This is a genomic window from Streptomyces sp. NPDC102279 (assembly GCF_044766365.1).
Lineage (GTDB): Bacteria > Actinomycetota > Actinomycetes > Streptomycetales > Streptomycetaceae > Streptomyces.
This window is the reverse complement of the sequence record NZ_JBIWLU010000005.1, coordinates 135,040-147,965: the sequence shown is the minus strand read 5'-3', so window position 1 is coordinate 147,965 and position 12,926 is coordinate 135,040. Positions and strand designations below refer to the sequence as shown.

Annotated in this window: 12 protein-coding genes; 8 read left to right on the top strand and 4 right to left on the bottom strand. The window is 73.6% G+C overall.

The window, feature by feature from the left end; genetic code table 11:
- Nucleotides 1-180 precede the first annotated feature (180 nt).
- Together ACIRQH_RS13635 and ACIRQH_RS13630 are read right to left on the bottom strand one after the other, a co-directional pair.
- Nucleotides 181-1,188, bottom strand: coding sequence for a hypothetical protein (locus tag ACIRQH_RS13635; RefSeq protein WP_404225846.1), 1,008 nt, complete (start codon nucleotides 1,186-1,188; stop codon nucleotides 181-183).
- Nucleotides 1,189-1,199: 11 nt separating this feature from the next.
- Complete coding sequence (locus tag ACIRQH_RS13630; RefSeq protein WP_358821593.1) at nucleotides 1,200-2,018, bottom strand: lytic transglycosylase domain-containing protein; 819 nt, start codon at nucleotides 2,016-2,018, stop codon at nucleotides 1,200-1,202.
- Between the two features lie 419 nt (nucleotides 2,019-2,437).
- Here ACIRQH_RS13630 and ACIRQH_RS13625 point away from each other — a divergent pair, with 419 nt between their 5' ends.
- The 8 genes from ACIRQH_RS13625 (at nucleotide 2,438) to ACIRQH_RS13590 (ending at nucleotide 11,299) form a co-directional block, all read left to right on the top strand.
- Nucleotides 2,438-3,391 (top strand): hypothetical protein, encoded by a 954-nt coding sequence (locus ACIRQH_RS13625; protein WP_404225844.1) that lies wholly within the window; start codon nucleotides 2,438-2,440, stop codon nucleotides 3,389-3,391.
- The gene (locus ACIRQH_RS13620) at nucleotides 3,388-3,669 is read left to right on the top strand and encodes a hypothetical protein (protein WP_081217966.1); all 282 of its coding nucleotides are present in this window, start codon (nucleotides 3,388-3,390) and stop codon (nucleotides 3,667-3,669) included. The genes ACIRQH_RS13625 and ACIRQH_RS13620 overlap by 4 nt, the downstream gene beginning before the upstream one ends.
- Before the next feature lie 78 nt (nucleotides 3,670-3,747).
- Nucleotides 3,748-4,035 carry a hypothetical protein gene (locus ACIRQH_RS13615; RefSeq protein WP_388874905.1) on the top strand — a complete coding sequence of 96 codons (288 nt, stop codon included), beginning with the start codon at nucleotides 3,748-3,750 and terminating at the stop codon, nucleotides 4,033-4,035.
- A 16-nt stretch (nucleotides 4,036-4,051) separates the two neighbouring features.
- Nucleotides 4,052-4,804, top strand: coding sequence for a hypothetical protein (locus ACIRQH_RS13610; protein ID WP_388874908.1), 753 nt, complete (start codon nucleotides 4,052-4,054; stop codon nucleotides 4,802-4,804).
- Between the two features lies 1 nt (nucleotide 4,805).
- Nucleotides 4,806-6,026 carry a hypothetical protein gene (locus ACIRQH_RS13605; protein ID WP_358821589.1) on the top strand — a complete coding sequence of 407 codons (1,221 nt, stop codon included), beginning with the start codon at nucleotides 4,806-4,808 and terminating at the stop codon, nucleotides 6,024-6,026.
- A 169-nt stretch (nucleotides 6,027-6,195) separates the two neighbouring features.
- Nucleotides 6,196-7,689 (top strand): SCO6880 family protein, encoded by a 1,494-nt coding sequence (locus tag ACIRQH_RS13600; protein WP_358821588.1) that lies wholly within the window; start codon nucleotides 6,196-6,198, stop codon nucleotides 7,687-7,689.
- Nucleotides 7,690-8,006: 317 nt separating this feature from the next.
- A complete protein-coding gene (locus ACIRQH_RS13595; RefSeq protein WP_404226146.1) occupies nucleotides 8,007-9,503 on the top strand; it encodes an ATP/GTP-binding protein in 1,497 nt (498 codons plus the stop codon).
- A gap of 35 nt (nucleotides 9,504-9,538) precedes the next feature.
- Nucleotides 9,539-11,299 carry a type IV secretory system conjugative DNA transfer family protein gene (locus tag ACIRQH_RS13590; protein WP_404226143.1) on the top strand — a complete coding sequence of 587 codons (1,761 nt, stop codon included), beginning with the start codon at nucleotides 9,539-9,541 and terminating at the stop codon, nucleotides 11,297-11,299.
- On the opposite strand, the gene ACIRQH_RS13585 is transcribed toward ACIRQH_RS13590, so the two are convergent.
- Together ACIRQH_RS13585 and ACIRQH_RS13580 are read right to left on the bottom strand one after the other, a co-directional pair.
- Complete coding sequence (locus tag ACIRQH_RS13585; RefSeq protein WP_404225841.1) at nucleotides 11,217-12,449, bottom strand: DUF418 domain-containing protein; 1,233 nt, start codon at nucleotides 12,447-12,449, stop codon at nucleotides 11,217-11,219. The two genes, ACIRQH_RS13590 and ACIRQH_RS13585, sit on opposite strands and share 83 nt — an antisense overlap.
- Nucleotides 12,446-12,856 carry a hypothetical protein gene (locus ACIRQH_RS13580; protein WP_358821586.1) on the bottom strand — a complete coding sequence of 137 codons (411 nt, stop codon included), beginning with the start codon at nucleotides 12,854-12,856 and terminating at the stop codon, nucleotides 12,446-12,448. Before ACIRQH_RS13580 ends, ACIRQH_RS13585 begins: the two co-directional genes overlap by 4 nt.
- Nucleotides 12,857-12,926 lie beyond the last annotated feature (70 nt).

The window sequence follows — 12,926 nt, the reverse complement described above, 5'->3', positions numbered from 1 at the left end:
GGGCTCCTGTTCCTTGGGAATGGCCGGCCCCGTGGGGGGTACGAGGAGCCGGGGCCTCCTGGGGAACGGAGTGTTCCGAGGGGTGTTCCACGTTCGTTTGACGTCGGTTGTACGGATCGATGGACGAGCTGGTCGGGACGCGTGTGACCACAGGTACGTGTGAGGTTTGCGCTCCGTGACTCAGACGTAGGCCGCCAGCGTCTCCACCTGGCTGCGGACCTGGCCGACGAGGGCCGCGTATCCCGGGGGCAGCAGGCCGTTGCGCTCCAACGTGGCCCACATGTGCAGCAGTTCACGGCCGTGCGCGACCACCGCCCTGTCGTCGTCGAGCTGTTGCCAGGCGGCCGCCGCCCGTGCCACCTCCGCCGGGGCCCGGCCGTCCCGGGCGCGGCACCGGATCCGGGCCACCGCCAGGGCCAGCACGATGGCCTCCCGGTGGTCGCCGCGCAGGTGGGCGAGGTAGGCCTCGACGGCCCGCGCCTCCACGGCGTGCGGATGCTCGGCGCCCAACGACTCGGTGAGGCTCTCGCGCAGTTCGGTCGCGTCGTCGAACGCCTCGTCGAGCATGCCCGCGGCGGCCAGCGCGTTGATCCGGCCGATCCGCTCGGTGAGCCAGTCCGGGAAGTCGGTGCGCACGGCGGGCGCCGTGACGGCCGCCGGGTCCGGCACCTCCGCCCGCGCGGCGGCGGTGGCCCGGGCCCGGGCCACCGCGGTCGCGACGGCGGAGGCCGTGGCCGCGGCGGACGGCGGCACGACGACGGCCGCGGGAGCGGGAACCGGGACGGCTGCGGGCGCCGCGAACTCGGCCGGTGCGGCAACCGGGACCGGGGCGGTGACCGGCGCGGGCCCCGGTGCCGGGGCCGCGAAGCCGGTGGGGGCGGCAATCGGCGCGGGCGCCGGGACAGGCACCGGGGGTGCGAACTCGGCGGGTGCGAACTCGGCGGGTGCGGGGGGCTCGTCGGGGTCGAGGACGTGGCTCGAGCCGTCCGGGAGGACCTGGAGGACGAACCGGGCGGCGTCCGGACCGTCGTACACCGTCGCCTCGACGGCGCCACCGCGCTCCTGCGCGTGGGCCTGCAACCGGTCGAGCACCGCCTCGTGCACGGACTGGCCCGCCGTGGGGACGAGGGTGTGTCCGTCGATCTCGGCGGTTCCCTCACCGGAGATGTACACGTCGAAGTGGGCCATCGCTGTCCTCCTCATGCGGCGGGGCCGGTCGTGGTGGCGTCCGGGTCGGGCGTGACGCCGGGGGTGGCGCCCGAGGGCGGCGCGCCGATCCCCTGGTACTTGGCGAACTGTGCGCGGATCGCGAGGACGTACCCCTGGGCCTCGTTCGTCTGCGGAACGCCCTTCGCCGCCTTGACCGCGTCCATCCCTACGTCGTACGCGGCCAGCGCGAGGTCCAGCGAGGTGTTGCTCGTCCCGTCCTCGCCGGTCTCCTGGATCTGGCCGCTGTCGATCAACGCCTGTCCCTGTTTGGCCAGTTCGCACATGTACCGGCCCTGGGCCATGATCGAGTCCTCCGCGTCCAGGGCGGAGGTCTTGTCGTTGTCGTCGTCGTCCTTGCCGTACTGCTTGAAGATCTCGGGCGGCAGTTGCGAGATGCCCTCTTCGCCGTTCGGGCCGACGAGAGACTTGTTGAAGCCGGACTCCTTCTCGATCTGCGAGGCGATGACGATCGGGCCGATCGCGCCGCACAGTTCACCGGCCTTCTGGATCGGGTCCACCAGGTCCTCGGGCACCGTCGAGGTGTCCAACTGCCCCTTGCCGTCGCCCTGGAAGATGCTGAGCGTCTGGTCCGCGGTGTCCTGGCTGGGGGGATCCCCGCCGCCGCCGTGGAACAGCAGGTAGAGCGCGATGAGCGGGGCGAGCAGGACGCCGAACCCGCCGAGGATCACGACGACGACCAGCGTGCCGGCCAGGGCGAGCGGCGACAGCAGGCAGCCGCAGCCGGTGCCCGCGATGATGCCGTTCCGGACGGCGGTCGACGCACCGCCTTCTCCGCCTTCTCCACTCATGGCGCCCGCCTTCTTCCCCACACCTTGAACCGCTGTGGCCACATGACCCGTTGTGCTGTCCGACGGGCTCGACAGATCCAAACGGCGCCCGGAGCAAATAAGTTCAAACCAGTGGAAACCAGATGAGCCAGAGCAGCGGATTCACGAGCGAAGAGGGGGGCGGGGCACACATGGGCACTCCTTCGGCACTGCCGTCGGGCCCGGGGTCATGGGTACGGGGACCGAAGAACCCACAGCCGACGCCCCCGGAAGCGCGGCCCGCTCCTGACAGCGACGGGACCGTTCCCGCGGAGGCGGCCGGACCTGCGCCCGCCCCGGCGGCCCCGGCCCCGCAGATACCTCAGGCGGCCCCGCAGATACCTCAGGCGGCCCAGCAGATACCCCAGGCGGGACACAATGCGGCCCCGGCCGCCCCGCCCGTGACACCTGCGACCCCCGGCACACGGAATCAGCCGGTCCCGGCCCAGCCGCAGGCACCGCAGGCACCGCAGGCCCAGGCGACCGCCGTACAAGCGACTCCCGTACAGGCGCCCCGAGTTCAGACGGCTCCTGCGCAGGCCGCTCCCGTTCCGTACACGGCACCGCAGCCGCACCCGGTTCCGGTCCAGGCGGCTCCGGTCCAGCCCGCCGCACCGCAGATCCAGGCAACCTCGTACACGGCTGCCCCGGTTCAGCCCGCGCAGGCCCAACAGGCCGCTCCGCAGCCCGCGTTCCAGCAGGCTCCCGGCGCGCAGTACACGGCACCCGCCGCCCCGGTGGCCCCGCAGCCGACGGCCCCCGCCGTCCCCGCGCCCGCCGCTCGGAAAGCCCCTGCCGCCCCGCGTCCCAAGGCCGCGGCCTCACCGCGGGCCGCGGGTGCTCGGCGTTCGGCACCGGCCGCCGACGCCGAGGCCGGCTGGGGCCGGGCGAAGCGGCCCCGGCCCGTCCGCGGGAAGTCCCGCGACGACGTCGGCTGGGTGAAGGCCCACGGCGGGTCCGGCGCGACCTCGATGGTCGAGGCGTTCGGCGGAGTCGACGTGGGAGCCCGCTGGCCCGACCCCGCCCGCGGCGAACCCCGCCGGGTGGTGCTGGTCGGCCGGACCAGCGCGCGCGGACTGCAGTCCGTCTCCCAGGCACTCGGCGCGCTGAAGGACGGCAACGCCCCGCAGGGACTCGAACTGCTCGGCGTGGTTCTCGTCGCCGACGCCCCCGGGCGGCTGCCGCTCAGCCTGCTCCGCCGTATCCGCGTACTCCGCTCGGTCGCCCGCGTGCACCGCGTGCCGTGGATCCCGGCCTGGCGCACCGGCGGCCGGCCGAGGTCCGTGCCCCGGCAACTCGCCACGCTCTCCAAGCTGGTGGGCGGCGAGCTCTACGGCGAGGGAGCCGTGTCATGACCCCACCCCTCCTCGACGCGCGGTTCCTCGCCGCGTACACCCCGCCCGTGGGTGCCGACACGATCCTCGGCCTGCTCGCCTGGTGCGCCTCGGCGTGCGGGGTCGGCGGACTGATCATCGTCGGCATCCAGATGGCGCTCCAGCTGCGCCGGGGCGACCCCGGCGAGGGCGGCGAGCACTTCCGCGGCGTCTTCTTCGTCACCCTCAGCTGCCTGGTCGCCACCTGCGCCGGGCCGCTCGTCGCGGCCCTCGGCAGCCTCCAGCTCCTCGGTCCCTGACCCCGACACACCTTCGCGCAACGCCAGTCACCCAGTCGCCCACCGCTCGTGCCGGGCGCCGATTCCTCGGAGATCCCCATGTCCTCTCTGCTCTACGAAGCCTCCAACATCCTCGCCTCCGGTGTCCCCCAGCCGGCCCGCAACGCCCCCGGTGAGCTGACCTCCAAGGTCAACACGGTCCTCGGCATCGCCGCCTGGGCCGGCACCGCCGCCGGTGTCGCCGGTGTCCTCATCACCGGCGCGATGATGGCCGTCTCCGTGAAGCGCGGCGAGAGTTCGGAGCACATGAGCCGGCTCGGCATGGTCCTCGGCGGCTGTGTCCTGGTCGCCACCGCGGGCCCGCTGATCAGCTTCGTCTTCGCGTAAGCGGGCGCCGGTCGTGATGTTCAAACGCAGGGAGCGCCGGATCGCGGAGTCCGGGCCGTACTACAAGCAGCGCAGCTGGCAGCTGTCGGCGGGATTCCTGGGCATCGTGGTCGTGGTGGGCGGGATCGTCAGCCTGCTGTCCGGCCCGGGCGCGAGTGCGGACGGCGGGAACTCCGCGGCCTCCGAAGGACCGCTGTCGAAGGCCTCCGCCACGAAGGACGGCCGCCCCAAGGGCTGCAGCACCGACGACAGCGCCGGTCCCGCGCTGCCCAAGGCCGCGCCCAAGGACGTGACCTGGCGCACGCTCGGTGTCGCGCGGGTGCCGATCTCCGCCTCGGCGGGCCCCACCCTGATCCAGGGGCCCCTGTGGTGGTGCTACGCGCACACGCCCGCCGGTGCCGCGCTGGCCGCGCACATCATCCCGTCGCAGATGAGCGGATCGCACTGGCGCACCGTCACCGAGCAGCAGGTGGTGGCCGGGCAGGGGCGCGAGATGTTCGAGTTCCAGCGGGCCACCGTCGCGAACACGGACGGGCAGAGCGACGGCGCGGCCGTCGCCTCGTACGTCGGCTTCTCGGTGACCTCGTACACGGAGTCGGCGGCGACCGTGCGGCTGCTCCTGAAGAGCGCCCAGGGATATGCGGCGACCAACATCTCCCTGCGCTGGAGCGGCGGCGACTGGAAGGTGCGGCCCGACGACAACGGGTCCCTGCACTCCCCGGTGTCCTCCGTCCAGACCACCAACGGCTTCACCCTCTGGGGGGTCTGACGTGAACTGCACGTCCGGAAATCCGGTCATCGACCTGGTGAAGGGCTTCTTCAGCTTTCTCGGCGACCCCATCGGGACCATCGTCGACCTGATCGCCAAGACCATTCTCGCGGGCGCGGTCGCCGTGTTCGCGGCACTGACCACCAACGTGCCGACGCTGGAGCAGACCGACACGTCGAAGGGCATCAGCGCCGACACGCAGTGGATCGTCGTCTACCTGGCCGTCGGCTCGCTGCTCTTCGCCGCCTGCCGCATGGCCATCGAACGCAAGGGTGACGCGGGGCGCACCGCGCTCAAGGGCATCATGCGGGTGGTGCTCGTCTCGGGTGCCGCCACCACCGTCGTCATGGCCGCCGCGGCCGTGGGCGACAGCTACTCCAACTACCTGTTCAACAACGCCGTACGCGATTCGCTGAACAACGTCGGAGCCTGCTCGGACGGCAGCGGCATCCAGTCGTTCCTGCTGCTGGTCCTCGCGTTCCTGCTGCTGATCTCCGGGATCATCCACACGATCCTGATGTACATCCGGCTCGGCGTCATGATGCTGCTGCTCGGCACCCTTCCGCTGGCCGCCGCGGCCTCGATGACGGACTGGGGCGCCGGCTGGTGGCGCAAGCACGTCGGCTGGATGATCGCCTGGCTGCTCTACAAACCCGCGGTCGCCCTCGTCCTCAACGCGGGCATGGCGATGATCAACTCGGGCCAGAACAGCGGCACCGGTGACGCGGCCACCATCAACACCCGCATCGCCGGCATCGGCGTGATGCTGCTGTCCGCCATCGCGCTGCCCGCCCTGCTGAAGCTGATCGTGCCCGCCACCGCCGCCATGGGGACCGGCAACCCGATGTCCAGCATGGGTCAGGCGGGTTCCAACCTGGCCAGTGGCGCGGTGCAGCTCGGCGGCCGGGGCGGCAGCTCCGGCGGCGGCGCGCAGGTGGGTCCGAGCGGGGCGTCCGGCACGGGCGGCGCGAACGGGTCCGGCGGTTCGTCCGGTGGCGGCGGCGAGGCCGGCGCGACCGGATCGGGCGGCGCGAACGGCGCGGCTGCCGCAGGCCGGGCCGGTGGTGCCTCGGGCGCCGGAGCGGCGGGCAGCGGTGCCGCGGCGGCGGCAGGACCCGCGGGGGTCGCGGTGCTCGCGGCGGTGGCCGCCGCACAGGTGGCCAGCTCCACGGTCTCCGGCGCCGTGGAGGGCGCCGACGGCGAGCTGGGCAACAACAAGTGACCTACGGGGAGCCGCCGGCGGCCGGACCGCGCCTCTGACGCGTCCGCCCCACGTCTCCCCCACGACCGGCCGCCGGACTCCCATCCCCCCTTGGGAGTCCGGCGGTCTCCTCCTCACCGCCCCATCGCCCCGCCGCACTCCCCATCACTTCACGAAGGGAACCGGACTCATGTCCACGGAAGCCGCCACCCATCCGACCTACGGAAACTGGCGCAGGCCACGGCGACCGGGGCTCGGACCGCTCGGACTCGTCGGCACCTTCGGGGTGTTCGGCGGTCTCATCGTCACCCTGCTCGCGTCGCTGATCTCGCTGTACGCGGCGCTGGTCGTGCTCGTCCCGGTCGTCCTGTTCCTGGTGCCGCTCTCCATCCGCACCCAGGACGGCCGCAACGTCTACCAGCTGATCACGCTGCGCGTCGGCTGGTGGCGCCGCAAGGCGAAGGGCGCGCACCTGTACGTCTCCGGTCCGCTGTCCGCCCGTCCCGGCGGCCGGTTCCGTCCGCCGGGCCTGCTCAACAAGGTCACCGCGACCGAGGGCCGGGACGCCTACGACCGCCCCTTCGGCATCCTGCACCACCCGGTCCGCAACCTGTACACGATCGTCCTCGGCTGCGACCCCGACGGCGGTTCGCTCATCGACCCGGACCAGGTCGACGTCTGGGTCGCGCTGTGGGGCGAGTGGCTGGCCCGGCTGTCCCACGAACCCGGCCTGCGCGGCGCCTCCGTGATCGTGGAGACCGCTCCCGACCCGGGCACCCGCCTCGCCCACGAGGTGCTGCCGCGCATCCACCCCGACGCCCCGCCGGCCGCCCGTGCCGTGATGGAGGAGGTCGTGGAGCGCTATCCGAGCGCGTCCTCGGAGATGCACACGTACATCACCCTGACGTACGGGGTCCCGCCGGGCCAGCGGCGCAAGAAGGACGACGTGATCACCGACCTCGCCATCCGCATCCCGGGTCTGCTCAGCGGACTCGTCGCGGCCGGCGGCGGTGCCGCGTACCCGCTGTCGGCGGAGCGGATCGCCGAGGTCGTCCGGGTCGCCTACGACCCCGCGGTCGCCGCCGACGTCCTCACCGCCCGCGCCCAGCAGGGCGGAACGGGCCTGGAGTGGGACGACGCGGGTCCCGCCGCCGCCGTCGAGACCGTGAACAGCTACCAGCACGACTCCGGCGTCTCACGGACCTGGCTGCTGACCCTCGCGCCGCGCGGCACGATCCGCTCCTCCGTGCTGCGGGGCATGCTGGAGGCCGCCCCCGGCACCCGCCGCAAGCGGGTCGCCCTGGTCTACCGCCCGATCGACCCGGCCACCTCGGCCCGCATCGTGGAGGCGGACCGGCGCAGCGCCCAATTCATGGCGACGTCCGGCAAGGGCATGGTCCAGGCGCGCGCGGCCTCCGAGGTGCGGGCGGCGGAGCAGACCGCGGCCGAGGAGGCGTCGGGCGCCGGACTCGTGGAGTTCTCGCTGATGCTGACCGTCACCGTCGACACCATGGAGGAGCTGGCGGACGCGAGCGTGACCGTACGCAACCTGACCGCGGCGTCCCGCGTGCTGATGCGGCCCGCGGACCGGATGCAGGCGGCGGCGTTCAGCTGCACCCTGCCCGCCGGGATCCTCCCCTGGGAACAGACCCTCATCCCGCACGAGCTGCAGGAGGCGCTGTGAGCCGCCGCCGCGAGGAGAAGCTGGCCGAGCGGGCCGACCGGCTCGCCGAGGAGCAGGCGCTCAGGGCGCCCGCCCCGGACGGGACCGGCGGGCAGCCCTGGGCGGAGCCGTCCGGGCGGAAGAAGCGGCCCAAGGCGGCCAAGCCGTCCGCCCGGGACGACGGGACCGACCTGGCCCCCGGCACCGCGCCGACGGGCAGACCGGCCCCGTCGGACAAGCCGGCCAGGTCCGGCAAGGAGAAGACGCCGGGCAGGGCCAAGGAGCTGTTCGTCCCGCACCGCGGCTGGTACGGCGTGGGCGGCGGACGCGTCGGCTACATGGACCCGCCCACCATGTGGCGCGCGACCACCGTGCAGGCCTGCGGCATGTGGCCCTTCGCCGCCGGTTCCGGCTCGCCGATGACCGGCGTACCGCTCGGGCAGCACCTGTTCACCGGCGCCACCGTGTGCGGCGACCCGCTGAACTGGTTCACCCGGGCCCGCTACATCTCCAACCCCTCCCTGTTCATGCTCGGCATGCCGGGTCTGGGCAAGTCCACGCTGGTCAACCGGATGCTGATCGGGCTCGCCGCGACCGGTGTCGTCCCGCTGGTCCTCGGTGACCTCAAGCCGGACTACGCCGACACCGTGCGCGCGCTCGGCGGCCAGGTCATCTCCATCGGCCGCGGCCGGGGCGGCATCAACGTCCTCGACCCCGGCGCGATGGGCGCGGCCGCGGCGAAGATCGGCGGCGAGGCGGGCGAGGTGCTGAAGGCCGAGGCGCACGGCCGCGTCCTGAACATGGTCGCCGCCCTCATCACCATCGTCCGCGGGCGGCCCATGGACGACCACGAGCAGTCCGTGCTCTCCGCCGTCCTGCACCACCTGCGCGAACGCACCCCCGCGGGCCGCACCGTGCTGCTGCCCGACGTGCTGCGCGTCCTGACCGAGGGTCCGCCCCGGGTCCGCGCGGTCACCCTCGACCGGGGCGACGACGCCCGCTACCGCGACGCCGTCGACCCGCTGCACCGCTCGCTGCTCGGCATCCTCGACGGCCCGCTGGGTGACACCTTCGCCTCCGAGACGTCCACCCGGATCAACCCGGACGCGCCCGCCGTGTGCATCGACATCTCCGGCATCGGCGAGGCCGACACCCAGCTCACGGCCGCCGCGATGCTCGCCGCCTGGTCCGACGGCCTCGGCACGGTGGCGGCCTCGCACGCCCTGGCGGACGCCGGACTCGCGCCCAGGCGCTGGTTCTTCACCGTCCTCGACGAACTGTGGCGCCCGCTGCGCGCGGCCTCCGGCATCGTCGACCGCATCGACGCGCTCACCCGCCTCAACCGTTCGCTCGGCCTCGGCGACGCGAAGATCACCCACACCCTCAAGGACGCCGAGGCCCTCGGCAGCGACGCGGACCGCGCCAAGGCGCGCGGCTTCGTCGAGCGTGCCGGCATGGTCGTGTGCGCCGGGCTCCCGCGGACCGAGATGGAGGACCTGGGCAAGGTGGTCGGCCTGTCGCGGCGCGAGATCGAACTCGTGTCGTCCTGGTCGTCACCGCCCGGCTGGGGTGTGAACGGCGACAACGAGGAGCCGCCCGGCCGCGGCCGCTTCCTCATCAAGGTCGGCGGCCGCCCCGGCATCCCCATCAAGGTCGCCATCACCGACGCGGAGCGCCACCTGCACAACACCAACACCCGCTGGACGCCCAACGAGGACGCCGTCGAACAGGCCGCCGCGCATGCCGCGCGGCAGGTCGCCCGCGCCGCCCGGGAGGGCGTCCACGGCGTCCCCGGCGGTCCGGGCGCCGAGGCCTCGGGGAGGTGGACGGCGTGAGCGCGCCCCGCGGCGGCGGCGGCGACCTGCACGACATGCTCCCGTGGGCGATCGTCGCGGTCGCCGGCACCGGCCTGGTGACGTTCACCGTCGCCTGGTCCGGCGGCACCCTCGGCTCCGGCCTGTCCGGCAACGGCTGGGACGCCCCGCCGTTCGCGCTGTCCACCATCGCCCACCTGGTCTCCGACGGGCCCGGCGCCCTGTGGCCGGCCGCGCCGCCCGCCGCCGTCTACGCGGGCATGCTCGGGCTGCTGGTCCTGATCGCGGTCCCCCTCGCCCTGGTCGTCCGCCTCTTCATGGACCGCTCGGCGCGCCCCAAGGGCCTGGCCGGACGGCGGGAACTCGCCGCCATGTGCCCCAAGGGCATCGAGTCCCGCGCCCGCGAACTGCGCCCCGGCCTCAAGGGCCGCGACCACGTGCACCCGGACGAGACGGGCAACCTCCTCGGCGACCTGGAGCCCAAGGGACCCGAGCTGCGCAGCAGTTACGAGGACGTGGAGCTCGACCTCATGGCTCCCCGCGCCGGCAAGTCCACCGGTATCGCGGTGCCCCGGGTGCTGCGCGCCCAGGGCGCGGTACTGCTCACCTCCAACAAGGCCGACGTGTACGCCGTCACCCGCGCCGAGCGCGAGAAGGCGGGCACGGTCTGGACGTTCGACCCGCAGGGCATCGCGCACACGCGGCGCGCCCTGTGGTGGAACATGCTCGGCGAGTGCCACACCATCGAGGGCGCCCGCCGGATGGCCGGCCACTTCGTCGCGTCCGTCAACGACGACACCGCGAAGAAGGACTTCTGGATCTCGGCCGCCCAGAACACCCTGACCGCGCTGTTCCTCGCCGCCGCGCGCGGCCGGGCCCCGCTGACCGATCTCCTCGCCTGGCTCGCCGACCCCGCCGACCGCACCCCGATCGACCTGCTGCGCGAGGTCGGACTCGTCGCCATGGCCGAGCAGCTGCAGGGCACGGTGCGGGGCGCGGTGGAGACCCGGGACGGCATCTACGAGACGGCACGGCAGACCGTCTCCTGCCTCCTCGACCCGGAGATCCTCGCCTGGGTCACCCCGGACCCCGACCTCCCCGAGTTCCGGCCCGACCGGCACGTCCTCGGCCACGACACGCTCTACCTGCTGTCGAAGGACGGCGGCGGCTCGGCGGCCGGCGTCATCGCCGGGCTCGCGGACGCGACGATGCGGGCGGGCGTCGTGGCGGCCGAGCGCATGGGCGGGCGCCTCGACCCGCCGCTGACCGCCGTCCTCGACGAAGCGGCGAACGTGTGCCGCATCTCCGATCTTCCCGACCTCTACTCGCACTTCGGCTCCCGCGGCATCAACGTCGTGACGCTGCTGCAGAGTTACCGGCAGGGCGCCCGCGTGTGGGGCGAGGTCGGTATGGACGCGCTGTGGAGCGCGGCCACCGTCAAGCTCCTCGGCGCGGGTCTCGACGACGCCGACTTCGTCCAGAAGATCTCCACCCTGGTCGGCCAGCACGACGTCAGGACGCCGAGCGTCTCGCGGAGCAAGGACGGCACGTCACGGTCGTACTCCTACCGTCAGGAGGCCGTCCTGCCGCCGGACCGGATCCGCGCCCTGCCGAAGGGCACGGCGCTGCTCCTCGCCACCGGGGTCAGGCCCGCCCTGATCCGGCTGCGCCCCTGGTACAAGGAGCCCGGCGCCGGTGCCATCTCGGCCGCGGCGAAGGCGGAGACGGCGGCGATCACCGAACGGGCGGCGAGCCGTCTGCTGCCGGGCGTGACCCTGCACAAGCCGGAGGCCGGCCGGGACGCCGCGCCAGCGTGACCGTCCTGAGCACCAGCTCGGCGGGCCCGTACCGGAACCGGCCCATCAGCCGGTAACCGTAGGCGAGTTGAAGGCCGTACAGCAGCACGCAGCCCGCGAGGACGCCGGCGGTGCCGACGCGGTCGTAGAGCCCGAACCCGTAGCCGGTGAACACGCAGGCGAGGACCAGCGACTGGGTGAGGTAGTGACTGAGCGCCATGCGCCCGGAGGCGGCGAGCACGTCCGCCGCCGGGCGCACCGCGTCGCCCAGCAGGAGCACCCCGCAGGCGTACGACGCCGTGAGGGCGGGCGCGGTCAGCAGCGACACCGCGTGCCCGACCAGGAACCAGCGGCTGTCGAGCGGCCCGTTCGCGCAGACGGCGGTGACCGCGCCGCCCGCAAGACCGACGGGCAGCCACCGTACGACGGTCCGCCGCAGCCACGCCCGGTCCCGGCCGCGCCGCTCCACGAGTCCGGCCTTGGCCGCCGCGAGGCCCGCGAGGAACGCGGCCAGCATGTCGGGCGTGTACAGCAGGTTGGCGCCGAGCGCCGACGGCAGCTCGCGCAGATGGGCCCCGATCACCGAGCCGAACCCGCCGCGGTAGGCGGCCACGGTGTCCGCGACCCGGGGCGCGTACTGGGCCGGGGTGACCGGTTCGGTCAGCGCGACGGTGAGCAGCCCGTACCCGAGCAGCAGCACGGCCAGGCCCACCACCAGACAGACCGCGACCCGCACGGCGGCCCGGGGGGTGAGGTCCCGCAGCCCGTACAGGATCAGGCCGAGAGCGGCGTACGTCATCAGGATGTCGCCGGGGTAGAGCAGCACGGCGTGCGCCAGTCCTAGTCCGAACAGCCCTGCCGTGCGCCGCAGATGGCGGAGCCCGGAGGCGGAGTCCGACGGGCGGGCCGCGCGGCGGTCGAGGACGAAGCTGTAGCCGAGGAGGAAGGAGAAGAGCTGGTAGGCGGTGGTGGTCGCCGTCACGCCCCAGGCGGCCGCCCGGTCCACGGCCGAGGCACCGGGGCCGCCGCCGAACGCCGTGTACGGGTCCGCCATCAGCTGGGCGTTGACGAGCAGGATGCCGAACAGGGCGAACCCGCGCAGCACATCGACCCCGACGACCCGGCCGCCGCTCGCGGCACCGCCGTCCGCCCTGTCGTCGCGCCCATTCACGACGAGACCATGACCCCGGTGCCGAAGGCCAGGGTCGAGGACAGGAACCAGCCGAACGACGGCGCCAGCAGATACCGCAGCGTCCACAGCCGGGCCGCGGCGGGCCGGTTCTGCGCGTAGACCACGGGCACGCTTCCGCCGACCGGCGGCAGTCCGCACAGCGGCCCCCGCCATCCCGGGTCGAGGACGAGACCGCGCCCGAGGTGGTCGGAGAACACCACGAGTCCGCCCGGCCTCGGGTCGGCGGCCCTGCGGGGCGTGACCTGGCCCATCACCCGCAGCCCGCGCAGCCACAGCCGCAGGGCTCCCAGCACCGACCGTGCCGCCAGCGTCAGGAACCCGAGGCCGAACCCCGTGCACAGCGCCAGCGGCACCAACTCCGCGACCATCCCGATCCCTTCGTCCACGACCGCCTTCGACGCACAACGTCCCGTGGTGTCCGACCGGTTCACACCGTCGCTTTGAACCACCGCCCTC

Excerpts from the sequence above, each read along its gene's own strand:
- ACIRQH_RS13635 (WP_404225846.1), bottom strand. The coding sequence starts at position 1,188 with ATGGCCCACTTCGACGTGTACATCTCCGGTGAGGGAACCGCCGAGATC.
- ACIRQH_RS13630 (WP_358821593.1), bottom strand. The coding sequence starts at position 2,018 with ATGAGTGGAGAAGGCGGAGAAGGCGGTGCGTCGACCGCCGTCCGGAAC.
- ACIRQH_RS13620 (WP_081217966.1), top strand. The coding sequence starts at position 3,388 with ATGACCCCACCCCTCCTCGACGCGCGGTTCCTCGCCGCGTACACCCCG.
- ACIRQH_RS13615 (WP_388874905.1), top strand. The coding sequence starts at position 3,748 with ATGTCCTCTCTGCTCTACGAAGCCTCCAACATCCTCGCCTCCGGTGTC.
- ACIRQH_RS13610 (WP_388874908.1), top strand. The coding sequence starts at position 4,052 with ATGTTCAAACGCAGGGAGCGCCGGATCGCGGAGTCCGGGCCGTACTAC.
- ACIRQH_RS13600 (WP_358821588.1), top strand. The coding sequence starts at position 6,196 with ATGTCCACGGAAGCCGCCACCCATCCGACCTACGGAAACTGGCGCAGG.
- ACIRQH_RS13595 (WP_404226146.1), top strand. The coding sequence starts at position 8,007 with ATGGACCCGCCCACCATGTGGCGCGCGACCACCGTGCAGGCCTGCGGC.
- ACIRQH_RS13590 (WP_404226143.1), top strand. The coding sequence starts at position 9,539 with ATGCTCCCGTGGGCGATCGTCGCGGTCGCCGGCACCGGCCTGGTGACG.